This window comes from Arthrobacter sulfonylureivorans, from assembly GCF_022637435.1.
GTDB classification, from domain to species: domain Bacteria; phylum Actinomycetota; class Actinomycetes; order Actinomycetales; family Micrococcaceae; genus Crystallibacter; species Crystallibacter sulfonylureivorans.
In genome coordinates, this window is the sequence record NZ_CP093326.1 from 379,310 (window position 1) to 405,908 (window position 26,599).

27 protein-coding genes, 1 tRNA gene and 1 pseudogene are annotated in these 26,599 nt (G+C 65.6%); 15 read left to right on the plus strand and 14 right to left on the minus strand.

The annotated features are described in order from the left end of the window. Positions 1 to 12: 12 nt before the first annotated feature. Positions 13 to 504 carry a pyrimidine dimer DNA glycosylase/endonuclease V gene (locus MNQ99_RS01840; RefSeq protein WP_241914230.1) on the minus strand — a complete coding sequence of 164 codons (492 nt, stop codon included), beginning with the start codon at positions 502 to 504 and terminating at the stop codon, positions 13 to 15. Between the two features lie 135 nt (positions 505 to 639). Between MNQ99_RS01840 and rlmN the strand changes: the two genes are divergently transcribed. Continuing rightward, positions 640 to 1,857 carry a dual-specificity RNA methyltransferase RlmN gene (gene rlmN, locus MNQ99_RS01845; protein WP_241914231.1) on the plus strand — a complete coding sequence of 406 codons (1,218 nt, stop codon included), beginning with the start codon at positions 640 to 642 and terminating at the stop codon, positions 1,855 to 1,857. A 181-nt stretch (positions 1,858 to 2,038) separates the two neighbouring features. Further along, positions 2,039 to 2,152 (plus strand): annotated as a pseudogene (locus MNQ99_RS01850) (transcriptional regulator); the annotation flags it as partial. A gap of 81 nt (positions 2,153 to 2,233) precedes the next feature. Here MNQ99_RS01850 and MNQ99_RS01855 read toward each other — a convergent pair. Beyond that, entirely contained in the window at positions 2,234 to 3,253 is a 1,020-nt protein-coding gene (locus tag MNQ99_RS01855) for an aldo/keto reductase (RefSeq protein ID WP_241914232.1), read from the minus strand. A gap of 29 nt (positions 3,254 to 3,282) precedes the next feature. Continuing rightward, on the minus strand, positions 3,283 to 4,167 hold the full coding sequence (locus tag MNQ99_RS01860; protein WP_241914233.1) for an aldo/keto reductase: 885 nt from the start codon (positions 4,165 to 4,167) through the stop codon (positions 3,283 to 3,285). A 202-nt stretch (positions 4,168 to 4,369) separates the two neighbouring features. On the opposite strand from MNQ99_RS01860, the gene MNQ99_RS01865 reads away from it, so the two are divergent. Then, complete coding sequence (locus tag MNQ99_RS01865) at positions 4,370 to 4,648, plus strand: hypothetical protein (RefSeq protein ID WP_241914234.1); 279 nt, start codon at positions 4,370 to 4,372, stop codon at positions 4,646 to 4,648. Between the two features lie 164 nt (positions 4,649 to 4,812). On the opposite strand, the gene MNQ99_RS01870 is transcribed toward MNQ99_RS01865, so the two are convergent. The 4 genes from MNQ99_RS01870 to purB form a co-directional block, all read right to left on the minus strand. Next, positions 4,813 to 5,256 carry an acyl-CoA thioesterase gene (locus MNQ99_RS01870; protein WP_127512220.1) on the minus strand — a complete coding sequence of 148 codons (444 nt, stop codon included), beginning with the start codon at positions 5,254 to 5,256 and terminating at the stop codon, positions 4,813 to 4,815. Positions 5,257 to 5,336: 80 nt separating this feature from the next. After that, positions 5,337 to 7,598, minus strand: coding sequence for a choline BCCT transporter BetT (gene betT / locus MNQ99_RS01875; RefSeq protein ID WP_241914235.1), 2,262 nt, complete (start codon positions 7,596 to 7,598; stop codon positions 5,337 to 5,339). Positions 7,599 to 7,864: 266 nt separating this feature from the next. Beyond that, positions 7,865 to 7,938 (minus strand) — tRNA-Met (locus MNQ99_RS01880). 159 nt (positions 7,939 to 8,097) lie between these two features. Next, positions 8,098 to 9,510, minus strand: a complete 1,413-nt coding sequence (gene purB, locus MNQ99_RS01885; RefSeq protein ID WP_241914236.1) for an adenylosuccinate lyase — start codon at positions 9,508 to 9,510, stop codon at positions 8,098 to 8,100. Positions 9,511 to 9,669: 159 nt separating this feature from the next. Here purB and MNQ99_RS01890 point away from each other — a divergent pair, with 159 nt between their 5' ends. Beyond that, the gene (locus MNQ99_RS01890; RefSeq protein WP_127512223.1) at positions 9,670 to 9,966 is read left to right on the plus strand and encodes a hypothetical protein; all 297 of its coding nucleotides are present in this window, start codon (positions 9,670 to 9,672) and stop codon (positions 9,964 to 9,966) included. Positions 9,967 to 10,005: 39 nt separating this feature from the next. Further along, positions 10,006 to 11,523, plus strand: a complete 1,518-nt coding sequence (locus MNQ99_RS01895) for a hypothetical protein (protein ID WP_241914237.1) — start codon at positions 10,006 to 10,008, stop codon at positions 11,521 to 11,523. A gap of 1 nt (position 11,524) precedes the next feature. Here MNQ99_RS01895 and MNQ99_RS01900 read toward each other — a convergent pair whose 3' ends face one another. Further along, positions 11,525 to 11,926: a phage holin family protein gene (locus MNQ99_RS01900; protein WP_127512225.1), complete on the minus strand. Its 402-nt coding sequence runs from the start codon at positions 11,924 to 11,926 to the stop codon at positions 11,525 to 11,527. 73 nt (positions 11,927 to 11,999) lie between these two features. Here MNQ99_RS01900 and MNQ99_RS01905 point away from each other — a divergent pair, with 73 nt between their 5' ends. The 7 genes from MNQ99_RS01905 to MNQ99_RS01935 all read left to right on the plus strand — a co-directional run bounded on the left by MNQ99_RS01905 (position 12,000) and on the right by MNQ99_RS01935 (position 18,304). Beyond that, the gene (locus MNQ99_RS01905) at positions 12,000 to 13,151 is read left to right on the plus strand and encodes a histidinol-phosphate transaminase (RefSeq protein ID WP_127512226.1); all 1,152 of its coding nucleotides are present in this window, start codon (positions 12,000 to 12,002) and stop codon (positions 13,149 to 13,151) included. A gap of 147 nt (positions 13,152 to 13,298) precedes the next feature. Further along, positions 13,299 to 14,480, plus strand: a complete 1,182-nt coding sequence (pdhA, locus tag MNQ99_RS01910) for a pyruvate dehydrogenase (acetyl-transferring) E1 component subunit alpha (RefSeq protein WP_241914238.1) — start codon at positions 13,299 to 13,301, stop codon at positions 14,478 to 14,480. Beyond that, the gene (locus MNQ99_RS01915) at positions 14,480 to 15,454 is read left to right on the plus strand and encodes an alpha-ketoacid dehydrogenase subunit beta (RefSeq protein WP_241914239.1); all 975 of its coding nucleotides are present in this window, start codon (positions 14,480 to 14,482) and stop codon (positions 15,452 to 15,454) included. Before pdhA ends, MNQ99_RS01915 begins: the two co-directional genes overlap by 1 nt. Before the next feature lie 13 nt (positions 15,455 to 15,467). Beyond that, positions 15,468 to 16,979 (plus strand): dihydrolipoamide acetyltransferase family protein, encoded by a 1,512-nt coding sequence (locus MNQ99_RS01920; protein WP_241914240.1) that lies wholly within the window; start codon positions 15,468 to 15,470, stop codon positions 16,977 to 16,979. A gap of 100 nt (positions 16,980 to 17,079) precedes the next feature. Next, positions 17,080 to 17,607 (plus strand): ribonuclease E activity regulator RraA, encoded by a 528-nt coding sequence (rraA, locus tag MNQ99_RS01925; RefSeq protein ID WP_241914241.1) that lies wholly within the window; start codon positions 17,080 to 17,082, stop codon positions 17,605 to 17,607. 19 nt (positions 17,608 to 17,626) lie between these two features. Further along, positions 17,627 to 18,016, plus strand: a complete 390-nt coding sequence (locus tag MNQ99_RS01930; RefSeq protein ID WP_241914242.1) for a VOC family protein — start codon at positions 17,627 to 17,629, stop codon at positions 18,014 to 18,016. Between the two features lie 63 nt (positions 18,017 to 18,079). Then, on the plus strand, positions 18,080 to 18,304 hold the full coding sequence (locus MNQ99_RS01935; protein ID WP_127512231.1) for a hypothetical protein: 225 nt from the start codon (positions 18,080 to 18,082) through the stop codon (positions 18,302 to 18,304). On the opposite strand, the gene MNQ99_RS01940 is transcribed toward MNQ99_RS01935, so the two are convergent. After that, positions 18,282 to 19,568: an aminotransferase-like domain-containing protein gene (locus MNQ99_RS01940; RefSeq protein WP_241914243.1), complete on the minus strand. Its 1,287-nt coding sequence runs from the start codon at positions 19,566 to 19,568 to the stop codon at positions 18,282 to 18,284. The genes MNQ99_RS01935 and MNQ99_RS01940 overlap by 23 nt on opposite strands. 66 nt (positions 19,569 to 19,634) lie before the next feature. Then, a complete protein-coding gene (locus tag MNQ99_RS01945) occupies positions 19,635 to 20,609 on the minus strand; it encodes a helix-turn-helix domain-containing protein (protein ID WP_127512233.1) in 975 nt (324 codons plus the stop codon). A 660-nt stretch (positions 20,610 to 21,269) separates the two neighbouring features. On the opposite strand from MNQ99_RS01945, the gene MNQ99_RS01950 reads away from it, so the two are divergent. Both MNQ99_RS01950 and MNQ99_RS01955 read left to right on the plus strand, forming a co-directional pair. Next, entirely contained in the window at positions 21,270 to 22,241 is a 972-nt protein-coding gene (locus MNQ99_RS01950) for a lantibiotic dehydratase C-terminal domain-containing protein (RefSeq protein ID WP_241914244.1), read from the plus strand. Continuing rightward, on the plus strand, positions 22,238 to 22,426 hold the full coding sequence (locus tag MNQ99_RS01955; RefSeq protein WP_127512235.1) for a hypothetical protein: 189 nt from the start codon (positions 22,238 to 22,240) through the stop codon (positions 22,424 to 22,426). The genes MNQ99_RS01950 and MNQ99_RS01955 overlap by 4 nt, the downstream gene beginning before the upstream one ends. A gap of 113 nt (positions 22,427 to 22,539) precedes the next feature. Here the strand turns inward: MNQ99_RS01955 and MNQ99_RS01960 are convergent, their stop codons facing one another. After that, positions 22,540 to 22,914: a hypothetical protein gene (locus MNQ99_RS01960; protein ID WP_241914245.1), complete on the minus strand. Its 375-nt coding sequence runs from the start codon at positions 22,912 to 22,914 to the stop codon at positions 22,540 to 22,542. 109 nt (positions 22,915 to 23,023) lie between these two features. Then, positions 23,024 to 23,497 carry a MarR family winged helix-turn-helix transcriptional regulator gene (locus MNQ99_RS01965; RefSeq protein WP_241914246.1) on the minus strand — a complete coding sequence of 158 codons (474 nt, stop codon included), beginning with the start codon at positions 23,495 to 23,497 and terminating at the stop codon, positions 23,024 to 23,026. A 198-nt stretch (positions 23,498 to 23,695) separates the two neighbouring features. On the opposite strand from MNQ99_RS01965, the gene MNQ99_RS01970 reads away from it, so the two are divergent. After that, a complete protein-coding gene (locus MNQ99_RS01970) occupies positions 23,696 to 25,057 on the plus strand; it encodes an MFS transporter (protein WP_241914247.1) in 1,362 nt (453 codons plus the stop codon). 115 nt (positions 25,058 to 25,172) lie between these two features. On the opposite strand, the gene MNQ99_RS01975 is transcribed toward MNQ99_RS01970, so the two are convergent. Continuing rightward, positions 25,173 to 26,006 carry an aldo/keto reductase gene (locus MNQ99_RS01975; protein WP_338423110.1) on the minus strand — a complete coding sequence of 278 codons (834 nt, stop codon included), beginning with the start codon at positions 26,004 to 26,006 and terminating at the stop codon, positions 25,173 to 25,175. A gap of 134 nt (positions 26,007 to 26,140) precedes the next feature. Then, positions 26,141 to 26,575, minus strand: coding sequence for a helix-turn-helix domain-containing protein (locus MNQ99_RS01980; RefSeq protein ID WP_127512239.1), 435 nt, complete (start codon positions 26,573 to 26,575; stop codon positions 26,141 to 26,143). Positions 26,576 to 26,599: the final 24 nt, after the last annotated feature.

Here is a 26,599-nt window from a genome sequence, read left to right on the forward strand (position 1 = left end):
GCCCGGTCCGGGTCAGGCCCGTTCCCAGGCCTCCACCGGCCCGTCGACCACGGTGAACAGGGGGTGCGGCTCCGGCACGTACGCCGGAACCAAGGTGATTCGGGGCGACTCTGTTCCGCCCGTCAAGGCAAGTGCGTGAGCCGGATCCCGGATGGCCACCTTGGCCATCAGGTGCTCGAATTCGTAGTGCAGCTGTCCCGTGGTGACCGGCAGGGGAGGGGCCAACGAGCCGGGCGCACACCCCGCGGCCAGCTCGGGTTTCACTCGGATGAGGCCGGCATTGAACGTGTAGCCGCGGTTCAGCGCTTCGGCCTCCATGCCGCAGAGGTAGGCGCCGATCGCGGCCATCGGGTCCGGAGTGGCACGGAAGCGCTGCAGCTGCGGGTGGTTCCGGTAGCCCTTGGTCTCCCCGGCGAGCACCTTCTGGGCCAGCAAAGTCTCCCGCCAGCACGCCACCAGGCCTTTGCCGTCGAGCAACCGGGGGTGCAGGCTCCAGATACGCATCGATCCAGAATAGGCACACCACTGCCTCCGGGGCGGATGCTGCGGCGGAGCCTTAACAGGCCGCCTGCGGCCGCCGGACGGGCAATTGGCGGGCGAAGGGAGAACTATATCTTGTCTGTGCGACAATAGGTGGCAATGTCTTCGCAGATTTCTTCTCCCCAAAAAACTTCCGACCGTCCCCAGGTGCGCCCCGCCGCCGAGGGCTGGGATCAAGCCGTCACCACCGAGGGGCGGCCGCTGCTGCAGTTCAAGTCCCCGCGGGTCAAGCAGCCGCCGGTGCATCTGGCCGACATGACGCTGGCCGAGCGGCAGGAAAAGATGAAGGAGCTGGGGCTGCCGGCGTTCCGCGCCAAGCAGCTCTCCACGCACTACTTCCAGCACTACACCACCGATCCCGAGCGGATGAGCGACCTGCCCAAGGAGCGCCGTGCGGAGTTGGCTGAGACCTTCTTCCCCACCCTGCTGACCGAGGTCAAGCGGCTGAAGACGGATAACGGCGACACGATCAAGTTCCTCTGGCGGCTCTTCGACGGCTCGCTGGTCGAGTCGGTGCTGATGCGCTACCCCGGCCGGATCACGCTCTGCGTTTCCAGCCAGTGCGGCTGCGGCATGAACTGCCCGTTCTGCGCCACCGGTCAGGCCGGCCTGACCCGTAACATGTCCACCGCGGAGATCCTGGACCAGATTGTCCAGGCCAACCGCGTGATCGCCGAGGGCGGCCTGGGTGGCAAGCGGAAGGACGCCGGCCACGACGCCGAGCGCGTCACCAACATCGTCTTTATGGGCATGGGCGAGCCGCTGGCCAACTACAAGCGCGTGATGAACGCCGTGCACCGCATGGTGGACGAGGCGCCCGAGGGCCTGGGCATGAGCGCCCGCGGCATCACCGTCTCCACCGTCGGCCTGGTGCCGGCCATCAACAAGCTGGCCGACGAGAACCTCCCCTTCACCTTCGCGCTGAGCCTGCACGCACCCGACGACGAGCTGCGCGATGAGCTGATCCCGGTGAACTCCCGCTGGAAGGTGGACGAGGCCCTCGACGCCGCGTACGGCTACTTCCAGGCGACCGGGCGCCGAGTCTCCATTGAATATGCGCTGATCAAGGACATGAACGACCACGCCTGGCGGGCCGACCTGCTGGCCAAGAAGCTCAACAAGCGCGGCCGCGGCTGGGTACACGTCAACCCTATTCCGCTGAACCCGACGCCCGGCTCCATCTGGACCTCGTCCGATCCGGCCGTCACCCGCGAGTTCGTCAACCGGTTGAACGACGCCGGCATCCCCACCACGCTGCGCGACACCCGCGGCAAGGAGATCGACGGCGCCTGCGGCCAGCTCGCGGCAGCCGAGTAACCTCCCTCTAACCGGTGGTCGACCAAGCGAGCGCTAGCGAGCGCGTGGAGACCCGTGGAGACCCGCGTCGCTGATCGCAGCCAGGCTGGCACGGGGTGTCCGGATTCTGCCCCGTTCCGCGCGGGCAAACAGGTAACGGCAGGGCCTCCCACGCGGCGCTGATGCGGTTTACCGTTGAGGAATGGGTGATGTGCGCAACGAGGTCCGGGAGTTCCTGAGCTCGCGGCGTGCCCGAATCTCGCCCGATCAGGCTGGGCTGCCGGCCTACGGCGGCAATCGCCGCGCAGCACAACTATGACGTCGGTTGGACAACCTGTGGCGCGAGACGAGTGCGGTCTTCCGCTCAATGATGACCACGTGCTCCTCGAGGGGTTGTTCACGGTCGACGGCGGGCCTCGGACGTGAGTTCGGTGGTCCCATAGCTGTTGTCGTCGGGGTTGATGGTTACGCCGGGCGCAACGATGTCATCGATCCGGTCGAGGGTCTCGCTGCTGAGCGTGATGTCCGCGGCCGGCAGCTGCGACTCAAGCTGGTCTATGGTGCGCGGCCCGATGATCGCCGAGGTGACGCCGGGGTGCCTAATCGCAAAGGCGATGGCGAGCTGGATAAGGGGCATGGCGGACTGCTCGGCGAGTTGCGCCAGCTGCTCGACGGCGTCGAGCTTGCGCTGGTTGGCCGGGCTGGACATGTCGAAGCGGGCGCTTGGCCGGGCAGCGGATGTCGGCGTACTTGCGGCGCCCTTGCGCCAGCGGCCCGAGAGCCACCCACCGGCGAGCGGGCTGTAGGTCAGCGTTCCCATGCCGTGCCGCAACACCGTAGGAAGGACGTCTTCCTCGATGCTGCGCACCAGGAGGGAATAGGGTGGCTGCTCGGTCGCAAACCGCTCGAGGTTGCGCTCGCGGGCTGCCCACTGCGCCTCAACGATCTGGCTGCCGGAGTACGACGACGAGCCAAGATAGCGGACCTTGCCCTGCCGGACCAGATCGGTGAGCGCGGACAGCGTCTCTTCGACGTCGGTGTCTGGGCTGGGGCGGTGCACCTGGTACAGGTCGATGTAGTCGGTGCCGAGCCGACGCAGAGAGTTCTCGACCTCCTGCATGATCCATTTGCGGGATCCGCCGCCGTGGTTGGGCTGCCCGTCCATCGGCATAAAGAACTTCGTGGCCAGAACCACATCATCCCGGCGCCCCTTGAGCGCTTCGCCGACGATCTCTTCGGACTCGCCGGCGGAGTAGACATCGGCTGAGTCGACGAAGTTGATGCCGGAGTCGAGGGCCCGGTGGATGATCCGGATCGAATCCTGCCGGTCCTGGTTTCCCCATGCCCCGAACATCATCGTGCCAAGACAGAGGGGGCTGACGGCCACTCCGGTCCGTCCGAGCTTGCGGTATTCCATATCAGGTCTCCGTTCGGTTGTGGCCCATGTCAGGCCTCGGGGATGGCCCGGCCGTGGGATTCGAGCGTGAGTGTTTCCGGTTCGGGGCCACGGCGCACACCCTGGTCGAGGGCGTCGATCTGGGACATCTCCTCGGCGGTGAGCTCGAAATCGAAGACGTCGAAGTTCTCAGCAATCCGATGCGGCTTCACCGACTTGGGAATCGCGGAGCGGCCCTCTTGGAGGTGCCAGCGCAACATCACCTGTGCCGGTGTCTTGGAGTGCGAAGCGGCGATTGAGGCGATGGTGGGGTCGTCGAGCGTGCTGCCGCCATTGCCCTCGTAGTAGAACGTGATGCCCCCGATGGGGGACCAGGCCTGGTTCAGTATCCCGTGTTCGGAGTCCAGCGCGAGCAACTCCCGCTGCTGGAAATACGGATGGATCTCGATCTGATTCACTGATGGCACGATCTCGGCCACCTTCAGCAGATCAGTGAGGTGCTCTGGCATGAAATTGCTGACGCCGATGGCGCGGACCTTGCCGTCGGAGTACAGCTTTTCAAGCCCGCGATAGGCCTCGAGCGTGCGGTCCCACTCTGTCGGCAGCGGCTGATGCAGGATCAACAGGTCGATCTGCTCGATGCCGAGTTTGCCGACGGACTTGTCGAACGCGTGCAGCGTCTGGTCGTAGCCGTAGTCGCTGATCCAGACCTTCGTTTCGATGAACAGTTCGTCGCGGGCGATGCCGGATTCGGCGATCGCCCGCCCGACCTCGCGCTCGTTCATGTAGGCGGCGGCGGTGTCGATGTGCCGGTAGCCGGTCTTCAACGCCTCCCTGACGGCAGCGCCTGTCTCCTCTGGCGCGGATTGGAAGACACCGAAACCCAGCGCAGGCAGTTCGATCCCGTTGTTCAAGGTCAAGTTCGTAACGCTCATCTTTGAAGGCTACGCGCGGCCGATCGGGCTTGGGAGGTCCTGTCATGCCCTGTTTCGGCAACACCACGTCAGGCTCGATAGAGCCTCCCGGTGTCTGTCCCTCCACACCCCGCTTTTAGGCGCTTCCATTCACAACCGCAGCCCACGTCATTTTTTCCGGCACCCCTGGCTGGGACGGTGGAAGCCGAAAGGACGGTGTGACATGGACAAAAACAGTGTGGAATCGCCCGTGACCGGATTCCGGGAGATATTGGCAGAGCTTCCGTTGGCGGAGAAAGTTCCCCGGCAGCGGGAATGCTTGGTGTGCTACGTCTTCCGGATGTGGAAGAAGTTCGGTGGCGGGGATGGGCTGGAGCTGGTGGCGTTGTACCGGGAATTCGCTGCAAAGGCAGATGTGCGGCTGGAGGACAGATTGCGCGCCGCAGGTTTCACCGACGACCGTTCGGTCGTTTTTTTCGGCGCATCGTCCGAATCCGCCTGAATGGGATCCCACCGCCTACTGTGCATGCCATCGGCCAGTGGATGGTGTGCCCTGGTGCAAGGAGGTGGTCCGAGGTTCCACGGCCGCGTGCGATAACTGGCTCCGCGAAGGAAACAACCGCCCCGCCGGGGCGCATGGCGTGAAGCGCCTCTGGGCTTGAAGGCTTAGGCCTGCTCGGCACTCCGGCGGACAGCGTCCAGATGTTGCCGCGGCACCCGGTCGCGGCTGTAGGTGATCTCGGTGAAGCCGTGCGGGGCCGGCTGGCCGTCCTCGCCCAGGTTGACGAACACGATCTTCTCGATGGTCAGGATGGACTGACGGGTGAACATGTTCCGCACCTCGGCGCGCATGGTCAGCGAAGTCCGGCCGAAGTGCGTCGCCGTCAGCCCCATTTCAATCAGGTCGCCCTGCTGCGCGGAGCTGACGAAGTTGATCTCCGACATGTACTTGGTCACCGCCATACCGTTGCCCAGCTGGACGATGGCGTAGATCGCCGCCTCTTCATCGATCCAACGCAGCAGACTGCCGCCAAACAGCGTGCCGTTGGCATTGAGGTCTTCGGGCCGCACCCACTTGCGGGTGTGGAACGTGATATCGCCGTTCTCCATGGAACGACCCTAGCCGACGTCGGCCGGCGGACCCTGCATCGGGGGCACAGTGGATCCGCAGCTGCGGGCGGCAGCAGTCGTCACTCGTCGACTTTCTCGACGTCGTCGGCCTTCTTGGGCACCAGCGGTATCGATTCGGTTGTCGGCGGCACCCGGGGCGTGAGCACCGAAGCATAGTCGTGTTCACTGGAGTAGTTGAGGAAGCCGAGGTGCGCCTCGTACCGGTCGAGCACATCGTTGATGACCTGTTGCTGGGTCAGGCCCATCAGGTCGTAGCCCTCGGTCCCCGTTTGGGTAAATACCTCCAGCCGATAGTAGGTGTCGATCTCCCGCGGCATGCTGCGGCCGCCAAACGTCGGCACCGGTGCCTCGACCGCGGCCACTTGGTAGTGGAAGTTACGGTGGTCGTCCATGTTCACCACCAGCGTGTGCTCGTCGATGCCGGCTTCCGCGTTCGGCGTGGTGGTCAGCTCTGCCTCGTAGCCAAGGCTGGTGAACTCCCTGGCCACTTCCTGCAGGGCCGGCAGCACGGTCCGTTCGGCGAACTGCGCCACAGCCTTCTTCGACGGGTAGGAGCGCAGGCGGGCCAGGCGCTGCCGCCAGGTCTTCTCCGGGACCTGGCCGCCGTGCGCAGCAGCCGAACGCCGGCGCAGCACCTGGCCCTCCCGCTCCGCGCGCTCCATCCGGAGCACTTTCGAGAACGAGGCCATCACCAGATACGCGATGATCGTTACCGGCAGGGCGAAGATCAAGGTGGCGTATTCCATCGTGGTCACACCGCCGGCCACCAGCATGGCCACCGTGAGGAAGGCGGTGACCAGGGCCCAGAAAATACGCAGCCACTTGGCCCCATCCATGGCCGGATCGGGGATCGAGGAGGAGAAGTTGGACATCACCATCGCACCGGAATTGGCGCTGGTGAGGTAGAACAACATGCCCGACAGCGTGGCCAGCCCGATCAGGAACGGCGCGCCCGGGAACATCTCGAGCAACGCATACCACCCATGCTCGGGGCTATCGACGGCGAGTTGTGCGAATTCCTTATTCCCGCCGAGCACCTCGCTCATGGCGCTGTTGCCGAAAATCGAGACGATGAAGAAGTCGCAGAGAACCGGAGCGGTGATCGCGGCGATGACGAACTCGCGCAACGTCCTGCCGCGCGAGATCCGTGCCAGGAAGAGTCCGACGAACGGTCCCCACGCCAGCCAGAAGGCCCAGAAGAAGAGAGTCCAACCGGCCATCCACGATGATCCGTCCTCTTCATAAGCCAGGGTCTGCAGGGTGCGCTCCGGCAGCGTGAAGACGAAGCGGCCGATGTTCTCGACCATGGCATTAAGCAGGAAGGACGTCTTGCCCGTGACGAGGATGTAGAGCATCATCGCTCCGGCCGACCACAGGTTGAGCTCGGAAATCCACCGGATCCCCTTGTCCACACCGGAAGTGCAGGCGGCGACCGTCATCACGACGGCGACCAGCACGAGGGCGATCTGCAGGGCCAGTCCCTCCGGCAGACCGAACAGCCAACTGAAGCCCACGTTGAGCAGGACGACGCCGATGCCCATCGAGGTGGCCACGCCGAAGACAGTGCCCACCAAGGCGAAGATGTCGATCACATCGCCGGTCGCCCCGCGCACCCGCTTGCCCAGCAGCGGGTAGAGGGCTGCCCGGATGGACAGCGGCATTCCCCACCGGTAGGCGAAGTAGCCCATCGCCATGCCTAGCAGCGCGTACACCGCCCAGCCGGCCACACCGTAGTGGAACATGGTCCAGACGACCGCGTCCTGGGCGGCTTCCGCAGATTCCGGGGTGGCAGTTGGGGGAGAGATGAACTGCGTGATGGGGCCGGTCACGGAGTAGAAAAGCATATCGATGCCCACGCCTGCGGCGAAGAGCATGGCGACCCAGGTGAAGAGGTTGTACTGGGGGCGTGAATGGTCCGGGCCAAGCCGGACGCTGCCCTCCTTGGAGAGGGCCACCCACAGGACGAAGAGGATCACCAACGTGACGGTCACAACGTAGAACCAGCCTAGATTGGTGGCGATCCAGATGACGGCGGTATGCATGACGCCGGCCGCGTTGCCCGGGGCGATCATCGCCCAGATGGAGAACGCCAGGATGATTGCGGAGGAGATGATGAACACCCGCCAGTTGACGCGGGGGCCGCGGTGTTCGGCTAGTTCGGTGGGCCCCTTGCTCAGCTCCGTGCTGGAAATCGGTGGACGCCGGGCTTCAACCTCGGCGTCCACGGGTTTGCGTCGTTCCACCGCGCCGAAGCGGCTGCGTTCCACCAGCGGCTTCGGGGTCTCATTCTCCGGTGTGGATGCGTCTTCGGCCTTGGCCATAACGATCTCCTTCTATCACGGGGCCGGACGCACCGCCCCGTAAGAGGCACGGTACTCGGACCTGGGCCGACGCTCCAGACATGCCGGAGCGAGGAAGCCTGGCGGTGCTCATTCAGCACTCTCGGGGCTGCTCATCGACCTGCGCCACAAGCCGTGTGGCGTCGTCTCATCGCTGTCGGTCGATGCCGATGGGCGGTCCGCTGCAGGCAGCGCGCACAAAAAATAGAACCCCGGCCCGGTGCCCGGGCTGGGGTTCTATCGTGGAGTTGCGGGGGTAGGATTTGAACCTACGACCTCCGGGTTATGAGCCCGGCGAGCTACCGAACTGCTCCACCCCGCGGCGTATTAACGACTGTAGACCCCCAAGTGACCAAACGACGAATTTGGTGAGGCGCGTCACCATGAGCAGCGAAATCCTCTGTCTTTAAAGCACGACGGCGGCCGGGCGCCTTCCGCTGGAAGGTGCGCGGCCGCCGTCGTGCGCAGAACCTGTGGAGGACTACTTGAGGTGGTCCACCAGCTTGCCGGCAATGCCGTTGTAGTTGCCCGGGGTCAGCGCCAGCAGGCGGGCTTCGGCGTCGTGGGAGAGCCCCAGACCGGAAACGAATTCCTTCATCCGCTCGGCGTCCACCCGGTGGCCGCGGGTGAGTTCCTTGAGCCGCTCGTACGGGTTCTCCATACCTTCCACGCCCGCGATGGCCTCGGCGCGCATGACCATCTGGATGGCCTCGCCGAGCACCTCCCAGTTCTGGTCCAGATCGGCGGCCAGCACGTCGGCCGGCACGCTGAGCCGGTCCAGTCCCTTGGCCACGTTGGAGATGGCCAGCAGCGAGTGCCCGAAGGCCACGCCGATGTTGCGCTGCGACGACGAGTCCGTGAGGTCGCGCTGCCAGCGGGAAGTGACCAGGGTGGCAGCCAGCGTGTCCAGCAGCCCGTTGGAGATCTCCAGGTTGGCTTCGGCGTTCTCGAACCGGATCGGGTTCACCTTGTGCGGCATGGTGGACGAGCCGGTGGCGCCCTCCACGGGGATCTGCGCGAAGTAGCCGATGGAGATGTAGCTCCAAATGTCGGTGCAGGCGTTGTGCAGGATCCGGTTGAAGCGGGCCATGTCCGCATACAGCTCGGCCTGCCAGTCGTGCGATTCGATTTGCGTGGTCAGCGGGTTCCAGGTCAGCCCGAGGCCCTCGATGAAGGACCTGGACACGGCCTGCCAGTCGGCCGACGGCACCGAGGTGTAGTGCGCCGCGTAGGTGCCGGTGGCGCCGTTGATCTTCCCCAGATACTCGGTCCTGGCGATCCGGTCCAGCTGACGGTTCAGGCGGTGCGTAATGACCGCCAACTCCTTGCCCAAGGTGGTCGGGGTGGCAGGCTGTCCGTGGGTGCGCGAGAGCATCGGCACATCGCGGTGCTCGCGGGCCATCGCCGCGAACTGCTCCACCAGGGCGCGGGCAGCGGGGAGCCAGACCTGCTCCACGGCTCCCTTGACGCCCACCGCGTAGGCCAGGTTGTTAATGTCCTCGGAGGTGCAGCCGAAGTGCACCATTGAGGTGAGGTGCTCGATGCCGATCCCGCCGAGCCGGCGGCCGATGAAGTACTCCACGGCCTTCACATCATGGACGGTGACGGCTTCGATCTCGGCCAGTTCGCGCACGGCATTGCCGTCGAAGTCGGTGACGATCTTGCGCAGGGCAGCCTGCTGGTCCTCGGTCAGCGGCCCCGCGCCGGGCAGCACGGACTGGCTGGTCAGGTGGATCAGCCATTCCACCTCGACGTGGACCCGGTCGCGGTTCAGCGCAGCTTCCGAGAGGTGGTCCACCAGCGGCGCGACCGCGTGGTGGTACCGCCCGTCCAGCGGACCGAGCGCGATAGCGGGGGTGACTTCTGCCAAGGGGACGCGGTGAGTTTCAGCCATGGCCCTTATTCTTCCACGTTCAACGTCGCCGTTTCCTGCGTGACTTCGCCTCCACAGCGGTGCTCCGTCCGACGCCGTGCACAACGCCGGATTGCCTTCGCCGCCGAGGATAGCGCCGGGCCTAGCGTCGATGGTGGAGGCGCAAAGGAGGTCTGGGTGATGTTTTGGCAAACAACGACGGCGGAGGCCGGGTGGGGCGGGCCGCCCGACCCGGGATGGGGGCTGGCTCCCGGCAAGCTCCTTTCCTGCGAGCAGGAGCTGCTGGGCGTGCGCGCGGATTTGGCGGCCGCCGCTCAGGCGTGGGTCTCGCCTGCCGGCAAGGCGTTCAGGGATCGACTGTATGAGCACCGCTACCGGATGTCCGAGGCGGCGGAACTGCTGCGCGACGCCGCGCGTGCCATCAATACCGCCGACGTCGCTGCGCAGACCGCTATGCGCTACGGCCGCCTCCCGTGATGACCGGAAAACTCTTCTTCGTTCGCCGGACTCCCGAAGGTGGCTGAGGCGGACTGGCTGCCCGGATCGCCGACGGCGGTTGAGGAAGGCTGGCTGCCCACTGGTGCGCGGTGGTGGGAAGGCGGGGCCGGGTACCGAAGCTATGACGGCTACCGGGTGGCCGGCGGCGTTGGCGGCATTGCGTTTGAATGGCAGGAGCTGGCGTCGGCCGCGACCGGACTCGAAGCTGCCGCTTCAACCATCGGCCACCTGTGGCAGCAGGTGCTAGGAGTGCAACTGCTGCTGGCCGATCCGAGCTGGGCCCTGCTGCCGGAGCGAATGGCGGCCGAAGCAGCCGTGCAGGCCGCAGTGGGATCGCTGGCCGAACTCGCCGACGCCTGCGGTGGATTGGCGGCAAAGGTGCGGCTGGCTCGCGGCACCTACCTGGCCGCGGAGCAGGCAGCCGCCAGCGGGATGCAGGCCGTTGATGCTGCGACGTGGTGGTTCACGGTCCCAGCGGGCATGGCCGCCAACGAGGGCCGGCCCACGCTGGCCGGAGGCGAGCGGCTGCTGAACCAGGGGCCGGCCGTGCTCGCCGGGGCGCTGGGCGGACCGGCGGCGGGAGTGCTGCTGTGGGACGGCCGGCACGGCGGCCGGGGGAACCAGCCCGTGAGTCGGCACTTGGCGGTTTTGCTAGGCGCGGCGGGCCGCCGTGCCGGTCTGCTCCACGGCTCCCGCATCGAGGTCGAGCGCGGGGACTCGGTAGTCGAAGAAATCGAACCGTCACCGGCCTCGCTGTCCGGGCTGCTGGAACGGACCGCCATCGCAGCCGAAGCCGGTGACGGAACCATGGAGGTCCTTGAGGTGGAGTCCGGGGGGCAGAAGCGCTGGGTGGTCGCGCTTCCGGGCACGCAGGCCGCGGGCACGGCCCAGCCGACGGCGAATCCGTTCGACGAGTCCGGGGTTGCCGAGGCCGTCGCCGCCGGCAGCCCGTTTGTTGCGGACGCCGTGTCGCGAGCACTCCGGGAGGCGGGCGCCGACGCGGACGATCTGGTGGTGCTGACCAGCTACAGCCAGGGCGGCATCCACGCCATGAACCTCGCCGCGGATCCCGCTTTCCTGGCGGAGCATAACGTGGGATTCGTGCTGACGGCCGGATCGCCGGTGGCCGGCATCGTGGCCGGCCCCGGCGTCCGCAGCGTCCACCTGGAGCATGTCCAGGACTGGGTTCCCGGGGCGGATGCCGGTCCCAATCCGAACCGGCGCGAACAGGTCACCGTGACGCTGACCGATCCCGTGGCCACTCCTGCGGGCGCAGGCGTCGGGCTGGGGCCCGGCCACGATCTGCAGAACTACGTGCAGGGTGCCCGGGCGATGGATGCGAGCGCGGATCCTTCGGTGCAGGATGCGGCAGCGTACCTGGGCGCAGCGCTCGCCGGCGGCGCCGCCCGGCAGCATCTGTTCACGCTCCGCCGCTCCCAACCGGATGGCGGACGGCCGCCCCGGACGGGTTCACCAGCCGGCCGCACAGCGCAGCAGCGGGCCGGCGCCGGCGGGTGCGGGACAGCACGGCCCTGACTCAGCGGCTGCGGGTCAAGGTGCCGGCAATCAGAGAAACCACGCTGATGATCAGCGAGCCGAGGATCGCGGTCCAGAAGAACGAATCGACGACGAACTCCACCGGGGTGAAGCTGGACAGCCAAGCGGTCAGCACCAGCATCAGCGCGTTGATCACGATGGTGAACAGTCCCAGTGTCAGGATCGTCACGGGAATCGAAAGGAAGGAAACGATTGGACGGACGATCGCGTTGACCAGGCCAAAGACCAGCCCGATGAACAGATAACCCAGCACCGTGCCGACCATTTCATTGCCAACCGCGTCGGCCGCGGCGGATCCGTGGATGTCCATGCCGGGCAGGATCCAACTGGCCACCCAGAGTGCCAGCGCATTGATGATGACCCGCACAACGAACTTTCCCATGCGCTTATGCTGCCACACCCCCGCCGTCGCCGCCCTGAATGAGATGTGCCGGGGCACACGTATCCTTAAAGGCATGATTTCTCCTGAGAACCCCATCAAGGAAGCTGCGGTTCAGGCAGCAGGAACGTCAGACCGGATACACCCGCGTCCGGTCCTCGACAGGCTGCCTAAGTATGCTGCCGGCAAACCGCCGACATCCATCGAGGGACTGCAGTCCTACAAATTGTCCTCCAACGAAAACCCCTTGCCGCCGCTGCCTGCCGTGCTGGAAGCCGTGAACGCCCAGACGGACATCATGCGCTACCCCGACCCGTTGTGCACCGCGCTGCGGACCGAACTGGGCCACTTCCTGGACGTCCCGGCCGACGACATTGTCACCGGTGCGGGAAGCCTGGGCGCCCTGGTGCAGATCCTGCAGACGTTTGCCGGACAGCACGAGGACGGCAGCGAAGACGAAGTCGTCTACCCCTGGCGGTCGTTCGAGGCCTACCCGATCATGGTGGGACTCTCCGGCGCCCGGAGCGTCCAGATCCCCAACCGCTCCGACGGTACGCACGACCTCGAAGCCATGCTGGATGCCGTCACCGAGCGGACCAAAGTCATTCTGCTGTGCACGCCGAACAACCCGACGGGCCCGGCCCTGAAGGCAGCCGACGTGGAAAACTTTGTCCGCGCAGTCCGGGACGACATCATCGTGGTCATCGACGAGGCCTACACGGAGTTCGTCCGCGACCCGGAGGTGGTCGACGGTGTCACGATGTACCGGAAGTACCCGAATGTGGTGGTGCTGCGTACTTTCTCCAAGGCGCACGGCCTGGCCGGCCTGCGTGTGGGCTATTCGATCTCGCAGCCGCAGATCACCCAGCACCTGCGAGTAGCGGCAACGCCGTTTGCGGTCTCCAGCCTGGCCGAGCATGCGGCCATCACGTCGCTGCGCCACTACGACGAAGTTGTAGAAAGGGTACAAAGTCTGGTCGACGAACGTGACCGTGTGGTCGCCGGGCTCGCCATGCTGGGTTGGAAGATTCCGCAGACCCAGGGCAATTTCGTGTGGCTGCCGCTGGGAGAGAGGGCACAGGAGTTTGCCGAACTGGCCGGGAAGCAAGCGCTGTCCGTCAGGGCCTTCGCCGGCGACGGCGTCCGGGTCAGCATCGGCGAGGTCGAGGCCAACACCCGTTTCCTGACGCTCTGTGAGAACTATACAAACGGCCCCGGCGTTTCCTGACGGTAATAGCACGGGTCCCCGGGGCCGCTGCCGTTAGGCTAGGACGAGACAAACGACCGATATATGCCGGGTCTGGAATGCATTCCCGGCCCGGCATATATGAACAGCGAAGATCGCCGGATACCGGCGGATCGGCGAGGAGTTCATATGGGCGCTGAGCACTTGCCCGCCTCGGAATTCGATATCGAAGAACTCGAGCAGTCTTTGGTGACCGGCGACCCCGCTGCCGCGCCACCGCTGGTGCAGTTGATGGCACCCGACGGGAGCGTCCGCGAGGATGCCAAGTACGGCCCGTTTGCAGCCCACCTCGACGGCGACGCGCTCCGCGCCATGTACCGGGACATGGCCCTGGTCCGCCGCTTCGACCAAGAGGCCACCGCGCTGCAGCGGCAGGGTCAACTGCTCCTGTGGCCGCCCCTGCTCGGGCAGGAAGCGGCTCAAATCGGCTCGGGCAGCGCGCTGAAACCCCAGGACTATGTGTTCCCGACCTACCGCGAGCACGGAGTCGCGCTCACCCGCGGGTTGGAACTGTCCAAGGTGCTGCGGCTCTTCCGCGGCGTCAGCAACGGTGGCTGGGACCCGCGGGAAAACAACTTCCACCTCTACACGCTGGTACTGGCCGCCCAATCGCTGCACGCGGTCGGCTACGCCATGGGCGTCCAACGCGACGGTGACGATGCCGTGACGGTCGCATACTTCGGCGACGGAGCCAGCTCGGAAGGCGATGTCCACGAGTCGATGGTGTTTGCCGCCTCCAACCAGTCACCGGTGGTCTTCTTCTGCCAGAACAACCACTGGGCCATCTCCGTCCCCACGGAAGTCCAGTCGCGGATACCGCTGTCCAACCGTGCCTCCGGCTACGGCTTCCCCGGCATCCGGGTGGACGGCAATGACGTGGTGGCCGTCCACGCAGTGACGCGCTGGGCGCTGGAGCGGGCGCGTTCGGGCAAGGGCCCGGTGCTGATCGAGGCCTTTACTTACCGGATGAGCGCCCACACCACCGCGGACGATCCGACCAAATACCGCGAGGCCGTCGAAGAAGAGAAGTGGCGCGAACGCGATCCGCTGCTCCGGTTGGAACGGTATCTGCGCAGCACCAACACCGCCGGACAGGACTTCTTCGACCAAGTCACCGTGGAGGCGGACAAGCTCGCGGCCAGCACGCGCGCCGATGTGCTGGCGATGGAGGCCCCGGACTTCGAGGACCACTTCGCCAACGTGTACGGAGATCCGCACCCCTTGGTTCAAGAGGAGCTGGAGTGGCACCGGCAGTACCAGGCCGGCTTCGCCGAGGACAACGCCGGACGGGCTGAAGGGGAGGCACGCTGATGGCCACCATGACCATTGCCAAGGCGATTACCAGCGGCCTCCGAGCTGTCCTGGCCGACGACCCGAAGACGCTGATCATGGGCGAGGACATCGGCAAGCTCGGCGGTGTCTACCGCGTCACCGAAGGGCTGCAGGCCGAATTCGGTGCCGACAGGGTGGTCGACACCCCGCTGGCCGAGTCGGGCATCCTCGGCACCGCGATCGGGTTGTGCCTCCGCGGCTACCGGCCCATCTGTGAGATCCAGTTCGACGGGTTTGTCTTCCCGGCGTTCAACCAGATCACCACGCAGTTGGCCAAGATCCGCTCCCGCAGCTCCGGCATGCTGTCCGCCCCCGTCGTCATCCGCATTCCCTACGGCGGCGGCATCGGATCCATCGAGCACCATTCGGAATCCCCGGAAGCGCTCTTCGCGCATACCCCCGGACTGCGCATCATCACGCCTTCCAACGCGCACGACGCCTACTGGATGACCCAGCAGGCCGTGGCCAGCGAGGACCCGGTGATCATCTTCGAGCCCAAACGCCGCTACTGGCTCAAGGGCGAGGTGGACACCGAGTCGGCCGGCCGCGATGCCTTCAGCGCGCAGGTGGTCCGGGAAGGGACGGACGCCACCATTGTGGCCTACGGCCCGTTGGTCCCGGTCGCCCTGGCCGCCGCGATGGCGGCCGAAGAGGACGGCAACAGCGTCGAGGTGATCGACCTGCGCTCCATCTCGCCGATCGATTTCGACACCGTCACGGCATCGGCCGAGAAGACCGGCCGGCTGATCGTCACGCACGAGGCCCCGACCTTCGGCGGCATCGGCGGCGAAATCGCCGCACGGGTGGCCGAACGCGCGTTCCTGAGCTTAGAGGCCCCGGTGCTGCGCGTCGGCGGCTTCCACATGCCCTACCCACTGGCCAAGGTGGAGGAACAGTACCTGCCGGACATCGACCGCCTGCTCGAGGCCCTCGACCGTTCGCTCGCCTACTGATATCGGAGATTCCATGTCGAACACGCAGATTTTCAACCTCCCCGACGTCGGCGAGGGACTGGTCGAAGCCGAGATCGTGTCCTGGAAGGTCAAGGCCGGAGATACCGTGGCGGTCAACGACGTGATCGTCGAGATTGAGACCGCCAAGTCCCTGGTCGAGCTGCCCAGCCCGTACGCTGGCGTGGTGTCCGAACTGCTGGTGCCGGAGGGCCAGACCGTGGAGGTCGGCACGCCGATCATCGCCGTGGCACCCGAAGGCGCCGAGCCCGCTGCCGCATCGCCGCAGCCCACCGCCGGAGCGCAAGCCGCCGCGCCGGCGCCGGAGCAGCCGGTGCCGAATGCTACCCCCGAGGCCGGCCCGCTGGTCGGTTCCGGCCCGAAGGCCGATCCGGTCAGGCGCCGGCTGCGGCGCGGCAGCGCCACTTCAACTGCCGGAACAAGAACGACGGCGGGGGATGGCTCCGCGGTCCCGTCCGGCAAGGCGACCCCGCCTGCCGCCATGCATTTGCCCGAACCGCAGGGCCAAGCACAGCACGTGCCGCCCGTTCCCGCCGACGACGACGCAGCCGTTCCCGGTGCGGTCCCCAGCGGACACCGGGGCGAAGCAGTCCAGGCGGCCGTCTCCCGGCTGCTGACGCGCGTGCTGGCCAAGCCTCCGGTCCGCAAGGCCGCCAAGGATCTGGGCATAAATCTGGCCGACATCACTCCCACCGGCAAGGGCGGCGAGGTTACCAAGCAGGACCTGCTCAGCTACCAGGCCCAGCGCGAGGCGGAACAAGCGGCCGCCCCCACGTTCTGGACGCCGCGGAAGGGCCTCCTGGACAACCGGATCGAACGCATCCCGGTCAAGGGCGTGCGCAAGGCCACCGCCAAGGCGATGGTCGAGTCCGCCTTCAGCGCTCCGCACGTGAGCATCTTCGTGGACGTGGACGCCTCTCGGACCATGGAGTTTGTGCAGCGGTTAAAGAAGTCCCGCGACTTCGAAGGCGTCAAGGTATCTCCGCTGCTCATCCTGGCCAAAGCGGTCATTTGGGCAGCCGCCCGCAACCCCAGTGTCAATGCCAGCTGGGTGGAGACGGAGTCCGGCGACGAGATCCACGTCAAGCACTTCATGAACCTGGGCATTGCCGCCGCCACCCCGCGCGGCCTGCTGGTCCCGAACATCAAGGACGCGCAGAACCTCTCGCTCAAGGAACTCGCGGTTTCCCTTAACGAACTGGCCACCACGGCCCGCGCGGGCAAGACCAAGCCCGCGGACATGCAGCACGGCACCCTGTCCATCACCAATATCGGTGCCCTCGGCATCGATATCGGCACGCCGATCATCAACCCGGGCGAAGTCGCCATTGTCGCCTTCGGCACCATCCGGCAGAAGCCCTGGGTGGTGTCCGGCGAAGTCATCCCGCGCTGGATCACCACGCTGGGCGGATCGTTTGACCACCGCGTGGTGGACGGAGACCTCTCCGCCCGGTTCATGGCCGACGTCGCCGCCATCATGGAAGAACCGGCGCTGCTGCTCGACTGACGCTGGCGCCGCGGCGGCGAGCTGTTTCGTCGCGGCGCGTTGATGCCCGCCCGCACCGCGCTTGCTAGGATCGCCGTGTGGCGAGGAGGAGCACCATCACGTGACCAATCCAGCAGGCAATGCCAAGGCAAGCACCGCCGTCGAACCCGCGTTGACGCCCACCGCCGACCTGTACGACGAACGCGGTGACGAGCTGGCCTCGGTAGCGCTCCAGTTCGGCAACTTCGGCGGCCGGGACGCCTTCAGCGGACCGGTCCGGACCATCAGGTGCTTTCAGGACAACGGCCTGGTGAAGTCGGTGCTCAACTCCCCTGGCCACGGCGCGGTACTGGTGGTGGACGGCGGCGGGTCCCTGGAGACGGCGCTGATGGGGGACATGATCGCTGCCGCCGCCGTGGCCAATGGCTGGTCCGGCGTGATCATCAACGGAGCGGTCCGGGACCGGACTGCCCTCGCGCAATTGCCGCTCGGCGTCAAAGCCCTCGGCAGCAACCCGCGCAAGAGCGCCAAAGAGAGCAGCGGCGAAACGAACGTGCCCGTCGAGATCGGGGGAGTAGTGTTCCGGCCCGGTGCAATGGTCCACGCGGACCTGGACGGCATCCTCGTGGACGCCGGGCCGGGACGGTAGGGGTGCTAATGTCCGTGAAATGGAACTGCGCCTTGAGGTCGTCCAAGTTCCGGTCTCGGATGTAGACCGGGCAAAAGAGTTCTATACCGAGAAGATGGGCTTCGTCCTCGATCACGACGTGGAACACATCCCGGGCATGCGGGTTGTCCAGCTCACGCCGCCCGGATCCTCGGCGTCCATCGTCATCGGCACCGGAATGACCAGCATGCAACCCGGCAGCCTGGAAGGACTGCAGCTTGTTGTCCCGGACATGGAGTCAACGAGGTCCGAGCTTTTGCGGCGCGGCGCAGACATCAGTGCACCGCAGGATCTCGGCGGATTCCTCTTCGCCTATTTCGGTGATCCGGACGGGAATCGCTGGGTCATCCAGGAAATCCGCCCAGATGGTGCAGTTTCCAGCGCTTCCTGAGGTATCGTCCCGACCTGTCATGGGAAGACGCGGGGAGCGGACGGCCTGTGAAAGACTGGGCGCATGAGTAACAACAGGCCCTCGGGTCGACGCAATGACTCAGGCGTGCCCAGGATCGACTGGAAGGGCACCCTGTGGGCTATGGCTGCCGTCTTCCTGCTCAGCTATGTGATGATCTGGCTAGTGCCCGGCCTGCATCCGGTCCTGCGCATCATCATCGTGATCGGGCTGTATTTCGCGGGCCGCTACGCGTACTACCGCTACATCAAGAACCGGCGCCGGCCATAGCTTTCCCAAGGACCGGGGCAAGTCTCCGAACGCCCTCCCGGATGGCCTCCTCAGGCACTGCGCTAAAGGCCAGCCGCAGCTGATTCGACGGCTTGTCCGAGGGGCTGAACGCCGCGCCGGGGATGAAGACCACTCCGGCATCGATCGCGTCGTAGAGCAGCGGGTAGGTGTCCACGCCCTCCGGCAGGGTCACCCAGACAAAGAAGCCGCCCTCCGGCTCGGTCCAGCTGGCCCCGTCCGGCATGTACTCCTTCAGGGCGGCCAGCATGGCGGCGCACCGCTCGGCGTACAGCTGCCGGTAGGTATTGATCTGGCCCAGCCAGTCATGTTCGGCCAGGTAGGTGGTGATCAGCATCTGGTTCAGCGTGGGCGGACACAGGGTGACCGCCTCGTTGGCCAGATAGAAACTCCGCTGCAGATGATCGGGCAGCAGCGCCCAGCCGATCCGCAGTCCCGGCGCCAGGATCTTGGAGAACGAGCCCAAATAAATCACGTCGTCGGGGTTGTCCGCACGCAGCGGCCGGAGCGGCTGGCCGTCGAAGCGGAGCAGGCCGTAGGGGTTGTCTTCGAGGACCAGGATGCCTGCCTTGCGGCAGATGTCCACGACGTGCTGCCGGCGCTCGGCAGCCAGCGTGATGCCGGAGGGATTGTTGAAACTGGGAATGGTGTACAGGAACTTGATGCCGCGGCCTTCACCCTGCAGTTCTTCGATGCGGCGCTGGAGTTCGGACGGGATCAGGCCGTGCTCGTCCATGGCCACCGGTTCCACCTGGACCTCATAGGCCTCGAAGGTGTTGAGCGCACCCACGTACGTCGGATCCTCGCAGAGCACCACGTCCCCGGGATTACAGAAGACCTTGGCGGCCACATCCTGGGCAGACTGGGATCCGGCCGTGATCACCACATTCGCCGGGTCTGCGCCAGTGATGCCTTCGTGCTCCATCACGTCGCAGATGGCGCGTCGCAGCTCTTCGGTGCCCTGTCCGCCGCCGTACTGGAGGGCGGCCATCCCATGCTCGGCGATCAGTCGCTGGGCCATACCGGCGATCTTCTCCAGCGGCAGGGACTGCAGGTAAGGGTTGCCGCCTGCCAACGAGACCAGGCCGGGCCGCATCGAGACGTCGAAGACGTCGCGGACGGCCGATTGCTTGATGTTGGCCGACCGCTGCGAGAAGAGATGTTGGTGCCGGTGCGCCGCCGTCGCGCGTTCCAGTGCTACTTCCGTTTCGGCTGGCAGGGCCACGTCTGCATCCTGTGAAGTCACTCACACAGGATAACGCGACAAGTTGAAGAACAGGAAACAGAAGTTTTCTATTAGTGCTGCTTCGGCTCAGAGCCAGCCGGCGTCCCGAGCCCTCAGCGCGGCCTGGAAACGGCTGTCCGCGCCAAGCTGTTCCAGCATCCAGGCGATGTGCCGCCTGCAGGTGCGGACGCTGATGTCCAGTCTCCGGGCAATGACCTCATCCGAGTACCCGGCTGCCATGGCGTTGAGGATGGAATGCTGGATGCCGTTGAGGGCGGACGCGTCGCCGTCCTGCCCGTCGAGCACATAGGGGTCCGCCAACTCCCACGCGACGTGGAACAGGTTGATGAAGACCTGAATGAGGTTGAAGTCGCGAACTACCAGGGCGCCACGGTCTTCCGGGTGCAGTTGGCGGCCGATCAAAGCGAGGTTCCGGTCGAAGATCATGATCTTCAGCGGCACGTAGGGCAATGTGCGGTATTCGCCGCCGGCCGGGGAGATTGCGGCGACCGCTTTGCGCGTGGGTACATGGTCCAAGGTGCTGGCGTGGCTGATATTTTTGCGGACCACCCCGCGGTTGAGTAGTTCGAGGTCCTTCTGGATGCCCTCTTCATGGACATCGGCCGAGGAGCCGGAGCCGGGCTGGCTGATGAGTACCTGCTCGGCAACGTCGCGGCCATAGTCCACCAGCAGTTTGCGGATCACGCCGGGGTCTTCGAGCACTTCTACGGAGGAATCGAGCGAGACGCGCTTCCGGGCCGCCAAATACGTGGGCACCAGGGCGGCCATATCGGCACGGTGTCCGCTGATCTTGGTGCGCAGGTCGATCAGTAGCCGCTCGTCGGAGTCCACCAACTGCGACAGCGCAACGTCGGGGGAAATGGCAACATAGGACTCCACGTCCGGTGCCGGCTGCTGCAGCAACTGCCGGCTGACCAGTTCCCCGATGGCAATATTGAGGTCGCGGATGGTGTAGCCAAGGGCTGTGGACACCGTTTCCTTGGTCCAGCCGGGGTGGGCCACGGCGAATTCATAGACCTCGAATGCCGTCCCGCTCAGCATGGGGCGCTCCTCCGGTTGATCCATTTATGTATCACGCAGGGCTTGCTATTACAGCCGCTGTTTGGCGGCTCTTTGGCCAGTCTAGGGCACTTCTTGGGTTGATCCTGCGCTGACCGAAGGCTGCTACTTGCTGCCATGGCCACATTATGCCACCCGCTCCCTGTGTTTGTCCGGCCAACCGCCTAACCGCCTGATTTCCGCGGTTTTACGGGGAGAAGTACGCCCTCCACGCCGTGTCCGGAACCTGTCAGTGCAAGCCTCGAGGCACGATCAGGGCATGTCCGGATGTTGCAAGTGGATTGGCTGGACAGGCGGAGCGCTAGCACGGAACTCTTGGAGTTGTCGGGCCGAACAGTTCGGCTGGATTAGCCACCGTACGAACCGAAGCCATGTGAAGGGAATGACATGTTCAAGAAGATCGCAAGCATCGCGGCAGGGCTGCTGGTTGCATTGGGGGCGGTCTCCGCGGCCACCCCGGCAGTAGCCGCCGATCTAGGTCCGGTTCCTCAGTCAGTAAAGTCAGTCAACGTCTCTACTTCCGCCCTTATCTGGGACTGGTAAAAAGCCGCCCCATCTCATCGGCACTGAGCTGAATTCGCAACCAGGATGACGACGACTATCCCTCCCCAAACCACCAGGACATCGAACCAGGAGAAGCGCATGAGCCAGCTGACAGCCATCCGCCCGACAAGTTCGGTGAACGTCAAACCGTACTGGTGGGTTCTGTCTATTTACACGGGTAGGCAGGACGTAGTCGACGCCGTCATAGGAGAACTGGTTACGCCGCTGGTCGCCCACGCTCGCCGCGAAGGCGTGGGCCGCTGGTACTTCAGCCACAGCGCCGACCAGATGGGGCCTCATTTGAAGGTCCGGTTCCTGGGTCGCCGTCCAATCCTCGATAGCCTCCAAAGGTTTGAGCTGGCGGCCCGGGACCGGGTCCTCGACATCCTCCCCGACGTGACGACCCAGGAGAACTTCGTCCTGCCTTCCGGCAGCGAGGACTTCATCCAGACTTCCCCGGGCGACGCAGTTGTCCCCGTGCCGGAAGCCGACCTGGATCGCTTCGGCGGACCGGACGGATTGGAACTGGCGGAGGAGGTGTTCGAACTTTCCTCCGAGCTGGCCATGTGGGCCACGCAGCGCTTCAGTAAGTCGCAAGGCCGTTCGGCGCTGGCCTCCTTGCTCCTCTGCGATGCCGCCTGGGCCATGATGTACGGGCCGAAAGCGCAGCAGTGGCCTGACCGCAGCCGGCTTTCCTGGGAGTATTGCTGGGACAACCACCTGAGGGTATCCACGGCCGAGTTGGGCCGCTCGGCCCCGAAGGCTCGGCACAGTCTCACGGCCGGGTTAGTCGCCCGCACAGCACCAATGCACCGGTTGATGGCAGCCACCGCGGACGAGAGCAGCGTGCAGAACTGGCGTCGCCGCTGGATCAGGACCCTTGACTCGTATCTCTACCGGGCTGATCGGGCCCGCGTGAGCCGCAGCGCCCAGCAACTGACGTTCTGCCAGGCCCACCTGTTGATGAACCGGCTGGGTTTTACTACCTGGGAGGAAGCCGCACTGGGCGTCTATGCCAGAGCATGGTCGCCTGAGGTCGAATCCTCACTGTTGGAAAAGAGGACAAAATGAGCCCGTTCGGTTTCTCGTCGATCGGACCCGAATCCAGGGTGCCGGAAGTCCCGAACGAAAGAACATCAGCTGATTTGGACCAGGTCGGCGTCCTGGGTGCGCACGGTCAGGATGACGATCTCTGGAACCTCACCGGCAGCAATTACTTGCGTGACGCCGCGTGGGCAGACCAGGCCTGGCAATAAGAGAAAAACCCGCCGGCATACGCCGGCCACCAAGCCATCCTCCCCCCCCAATAGGATCAGGCCGGAGCCTCCCCCCCCCCAACGCTCCGGCCTGATCCTTCTTTTGCGGGATCCTACTTTTGTGGGGCTCCAGGACTGGGATCGTTCCAGGAGAGCCGCCGGTCCTGCCCCAGGATGGTTATGGTCAACGGCTTTCGGTGGTCGACGTCCGGCGGGACGTCGAAAACGTGCGTCATGGGCGCGAGATCGTCCGTGCAGACCTCTGAGCGTGGATCGTCATAGGTGTCGACGGCGTCGATGGCGACGTGGTTCGGCGACATGACCGTACTGCCAGTACTGACCACCGGGCACGACGACGACCCGTAAGTGACGACGGCGAATTCGGTGCCGTCCTCGAGGAGAACCACCTGGATGGTGGATCCGGGATCTGCTAGGGCGCCGGGCTCCTGCAGTTCCGAGGCCGACCCCGGCGGCGTTCCGCGGTACATATGACTGCCCGGCTCAGGAAGCGGCCCGGACGGCCCGCTGCATCCGCAGAGAAGCAGAGCAACGGCACCGATGGCTGAAGCCCGGGACGCAGAAGGAGCGCAGCGCATGTCAGCCGCCGGTATCGGTTCCGGCTGCGGGTGAGGCCAACAGTTTGTCCAGCAGCGCATCCAGCTGTGCCACTTCCTCCGGATCCAGCGCTTCCGCCATCAGCTCGTTGACGCGCAGGGCACGCGGCATCAGGTCCCGGAGCAGCTCCTCCCCGGCATCTTCCAGCGTCACGCTCTTGCGCCGCCGGTCGGATTCATCGCGGCAGGTGCTGATGAAGCCTGACTGCTCCAAGCGCTTCAGGAGCTCGGCCAGGGTGGACTTGTCCAGCTGTGCAAGCTGGCCCAATTCGCGTTGCCCGATGCCCGGCTCCGACCGCAGCGCCAGCAGTACTCCGTAGGCCACCGAAGATACATCGGTGGACACTTCCTGCTGCCACAAGGCGCCATGGAACTGCAAAGCGCGCCGGAGCTTGAAGCTGCGGTAGCGCTCGCGGTCTAGGGAATCCTCCGCGGGCGCCACAGTGGGAGGGGGCATGTTCACGTCTACATCAATTGCTTAATGTGTGACGAAGGTCAAATTGTGATCTCCACTGGAGGCCGAGTAGGCTAACCCTCCGTATACGGACGAAGTTTCCGAACGTTCGGTCGGTGCGGGGCGCAGCGAAGCCACACACCGCCGTCGGGGTTGGAAGCAGGCGCTCCTGGCACCAGATTCAGAAGAGAAGTGGGCAGTATGGACATCAAGGCACGCATCGAAGCGTCACCGATGACGAAGGCGCAGGTCGGCATCGTTGCCATCTGTCTGGCCCTGAACTTCATCGACGGCTACGACGTCCTGGTCATGGCCTTCAGTGCGACGGCGATTACCGAAGCCTGGGGGCTGAGCGGGTCGGACCTGGGCATCCTGCTCAGCTCCGCGCTGGCCGGCATGACCATCGGCGCGATCTTCGTGGCGCAGATCGCGGACAAGATCGGTCGCCGGAAGACCATCATCCTGTCCACCTCCGTGATCACGCTCGGGATGTTCGCCTCCGCGCTGGCGCCGTCCTACGAGGTCCTGTTGGTGCTGCGCATCATCACCGGCATCGCCGTGGGAACCATGCAAACCAGCCTGAACGTGATGGTGGCCGAATACGCCAATGCCCGGCGCCGGGCCACCGCGGTGAGCATCTACGCCGCCGGCCAGCCGATCGGCGGCGTGCTAGGCGGCATCATCGTGGCCGCGCTCCTGACGCACTTCGAATGGCACTCCGGGTTCATTTTCGGCGGCGTGATCACGCTGGCCATGCTCCCCATTGTGATCAAGTGGCTGCCCGAGTCTATCGACTACCTCAATGCCAAGCGGCCGGCGAACGCCTTGGAGGAGATCAACAAGGTCCTGGTCCGGCTGGAGCAGCCCCAGCTCGAGGCGCTTCCTGCCGCTCCGGTCAGCACCGGGCGGCCGAAGAACAACCTGGTGGCGGTCTTCGCCAACGGCCAGGCCAAGAAGACGGTGTTGCTGGCCTTCGCCTTCATGATGATCATGGGCAGCTTCTACTTCGCCAACTCCTGGACCCCGCGACTGCTGACCGAATCCGGATTCTCGGCAAACCAGGGCATCACGGCCGGCGTGCTGTTCAGCGTCGGCGCCATCATCGGGGCGCTGGTCTTCGCCTGGGCCGGCGCCCGCTTCGAGCTCAAGCGCACGCTGACCGTCTTCTTCATCATGGCGGCCGCGTCCTTTGCCGTCTTCGCTCTGCTGGCCGACGCCCTCAACCCGGCGCTCATGGGGGCGGTGTTGCTCGGCATGCTCACTAATGCGTCCATTGCCGGCATGTTCACCATCGGCCCGGTCTACTATGACGCCTCGATGCGCGCCACTGCGGTGGGGCTGATCGGCGGCATCGGCCGCTGCGGCGGGATCATCTCGCCGATCTTGGCCGGAGCGCTGGTGGATGCCGGCTGGATCCCGGGCAACATCTACTTTGTGTTCGTGCTGCCGCTGGTGCTGGGTGCGGTTGCACTGATGGTGCTGCGCAAGCCGGCGTCGCCGGTGGCCCCGGCCGCCGCCCAGCCGGCCGCCGCCCAGCAGGAAGCCCTGGCCGAAAGCCGCTAAGACCCGAAGTGACGTTGCGGGCGCTCCTCCCACCGGAGGGGCGCCCGCTGCGCGTCCGGACGGGCCGGCTGCGGCACAGGATCCGGAGACCGCTGACACCAGGGCCGAAGGCTGCCTAGTGTCCGAAGACGTCGGCGTCGGCGATGTCCTTGGTGCCGCGGTCCAGGGCCGAAAGCTGGTTTAGCTCTTCGGCCTCCATCATGAAGTCGAAAATGGCGAAGTTCTCCGCCAGCCGATCCGGGTGCGAAGACTTGGGGATCGGCACGTGCCCCGACTGGGTGTGCCAACGAAGCACCACCTGGGCCGGAGCCTTGCCGTACTTCTCGGCCAGGGACTGGACTGCAGGTTCGCGGAGCAGGTCCCCGCCGCGCCCCAGCGGGCTCCACGACTCCGTCACGATGCCGTGTTCGCGGTGGATCTCCACCAGATCGCTGCGGGTGTGCCGCGGATCCAATTGGATCTGGTTGACCTCGGGTACCAGCCCGGCGTCGAACAGCCGCTGCAGGTGCGCGGGCTTGAAGTTGGACGTGCCGATGGCCCGCACGCTCCCGTCCGCCAGCAGCCGGGTCAGTCCCTGGAACGCCTCCACATAGCGGTTCTGCGCGGGATTCGGCCAGTGGATCAGCAGCAAATCCACGTAGTCAACGCCCAGCCGCCGGGCGCTGGCCTCGAAAGCCGCCCGCGCGCCGTCGACGCTGTGCCACTCCTTGTTGAACTTGGTGGTGATGAAGACGTCGGACCTGTCCAGTCCGCTGCGCCGCAACCCTTCGCCCACGCCCTCTTCGTTCTGGTAGTTTTCCGCCGTGTCGATCAGCCGGTAGCCCAGTCCGAGGGCCGTTTCGACCGTCTGGGCAACTTCGGCATTGTCCAGCGGCCAGGTCCCCAGCCCGATCAACGGCATTTTGGCCCCATTGCGCAGGGTCACGAGCGGAGCAAGCAGGTCGGCCACGATGAGAGTCTCCTCTGGTTGTCCTTCCGGCCCGACCTCCGGGCCAGTGGCACCCAGCCTAAGGGCGATAGCGTCGGCTGTGCACCCCGGCAGCGGCTGCCCCTGCCGGAACGTGGGAAGAGAGTTGTGCTGTGCTACCGGCGGGCGGGTGCAGATGAATCGCCGGATGCTTCCGGCGATGCCTCCGGCGTGCCCGGGTCCGGAGCCGCGGTGCGGGTCTCCAGCCAAGCCAGCACATCCGAGAGCCGGATCCGCCGGTGCGTCCCGCGGTACTGGACCGGAATGGTTCCGGCATCGGTCAAGCGCCGCATGTAGGTCAGCGAGACGCCGGCGACTTCGGCGGCCTGCGACGTGTTCAGCAGTTCCACCGAGGAGCTGACCATCACCGCGTCGCCGTGGGCAAACCTCCGGAGCATGTCGACGACGGCGTCCGCCGCCTGGGCGGGCAGCTTCACCGCCGTGCCATTGACGAACACGGTGACATCGGCGCTTTCGTCGAGCGCGCGCTGCAGCCGCTGCGCCTGGGCAGCGGGAAGGGCGTCGGCGGTGCGGGGCGTCAGCTGGGCCATGAATCTAGCGTAGGACACTTCCCC

Bases quoted from the DNA above. Each gene is read 5' to 3' on its own strand.
- MNQ99_RS01865 (WP_241914234.1), top strand. From the start codon at position 4,370: ATGGACAAAAACAGTGTGGAATCGCCCGTGACCGGATTCCGGGAGATA.
- purB (WP_241914236.1), bottom strand. From the start codon at position 9,510: ATGGCTGAAACTCACCGCGTCCCCTTGGCAGAAGTCACCCCCGCTATC.
- pdhA (WP_241914238.1), top strand. From the start codon at position 13,299: ATGGGCGCTGAGCACTTGCCCGCCTCGGAATTCGATATCGAAGAACTC.
- betT (WP_241914235.1), bottom strand. From the start codon at position 7,598: ATGGCCAAGGCCGAAGACGCATCCACACCGGAGAATGAGACCCCGAAG.
- rlmN (WP_241914231.1), top strand. From the start codon at position 640: ATGTCTTCGCAGATTTCTTCTCCCCAAAAAACTTCCGACCGTCCCCAG.
- MNQ99_RS01935 (WP_127512231.1), top strand. From the start codon at position 18,080: ATGAGTAACAACAGGCCCTCGGGTCGACGCAATGACTCAGGCGTGCCC.
- MNQ99_RS01920 (WP_241914240.1), top strand. From the start codon at position 15,468: ATGTCGAACACGCAGATTTTCAACCTCCCCGACGTCGGCGAGGGACTG.
- MNQ99_RS01870 (WP_127512220.1), bottom strand. From the start codon at position 5,256: ATGGAGAACGGCGATATCACGTTCCACACCCGCAAGTGGGTGCGGCCC.
- MNQ99_RS01930 (WP_241914242.1), top strand. From the start codon at position 17,627: ATGGAACTGCGCCTTGAGGTCGTCCAAGTTCCGGTCTCGGATGTAGAC.
- MNQ99_RS01945 (WP_127512233.1), bottom strand. From the start codon at position 20,609: ATGCTGAGCGGGACGGCATTCGAGGTCTATGAATTCGCCGTGGCCCAC.
- MNQ99_RS01860 (WP_241914233.1), bottom strand. From the start codon at position 4,167: ATGAGCGTTACGAACTTGACCTTGAACAACGGGATCGAACTGCCTGCG.
- MNQ99_RS01900 (WP_127512225.1), bottom strand. From the start codon at position 11,926: ATGGGAAAGTTCGTTGTGCGGGTCATCATCAATGCGCTGGCACTCTGG.
- MNQ99_RS01965 (WP_241914246.1), bottom strand. From the start codon at position 23,497: ATGCCCCCTCCCACTGTGGCGCCCGCGGAGGATTCCCTAGACCGCGAG.
- MNQ99_RS01980 (WP_127512239.1), bottom strand. From the start codon at position 26,575: ATGGCCCAGCTGACGCCCCGCACCGCCGACGCCCTTCCCGCTGCCCAG.
- MNQ99_RS01840 (WP_241914230.1), bottom strand. From the start codon at position 504: ATGCGTATCTGGAGCCTGCACCCCCGGTTGCTCGACGGCAAAGGCCTG.
- MNQ99_RS01855 (WP_241914232.1), bottom strand. From the start codon at position 3,253: ATGGAATACCGCAAGCTCGGACGGACCGGAGTGGCCGTCAGCCCCCTC.
- MNQ99_RS01915 (WP_241914239.1), top strand. From the start codon at position 14,480: ATGGCCACCATGACCATTGCCAAGGCGATTACCAGCGGCCTCCGAGCT.
- MNQ99_RS01960 (WP_241914245.1), bottom strand. From the start codon at position 22,914: ATGTACCGCGGAACGCCGCCGGGGTCGGCCTCGGAACTGCAGGAGCCC.
- MNQ99_RS01970 (WP_241914247.1), top strand. From the start codon at position 23,696: ATGGACATCAAGGCACGCATCGAAGCGTCACCGATGACGAAGGCGCAG.
- MNQ99_RS01955 (WP_127512235.1), top strand. From the start codon at position 22,238: ATGAGCCCGTTCGGTTTCTCGTCGATCGGACCCGAATCCAGGGTGCCG.
- MNQ99_RS01905 (WP_127512226.1), top strand. From the start codon at position 12,000: ATGATTTCTCCTGAGAACCCCATCAAGGAAGCTGCGGTTCAGGCAGCA.
- MNQ99_RS01890 (WP_127512223.1), top strand. From the start codon at position 9,670: ATGTTTTGGCAAACAACGACGGCGGAGGCCGGGTGGGGCGGGCCGCCC.
- MNQ99_RS01950 (WP_241914244.1), top strand. From the start codon at position 21,270: ATGAGCCAGCTGACAGCCATCCGCCCGACAAGTTCGGTGAACGTCAAA.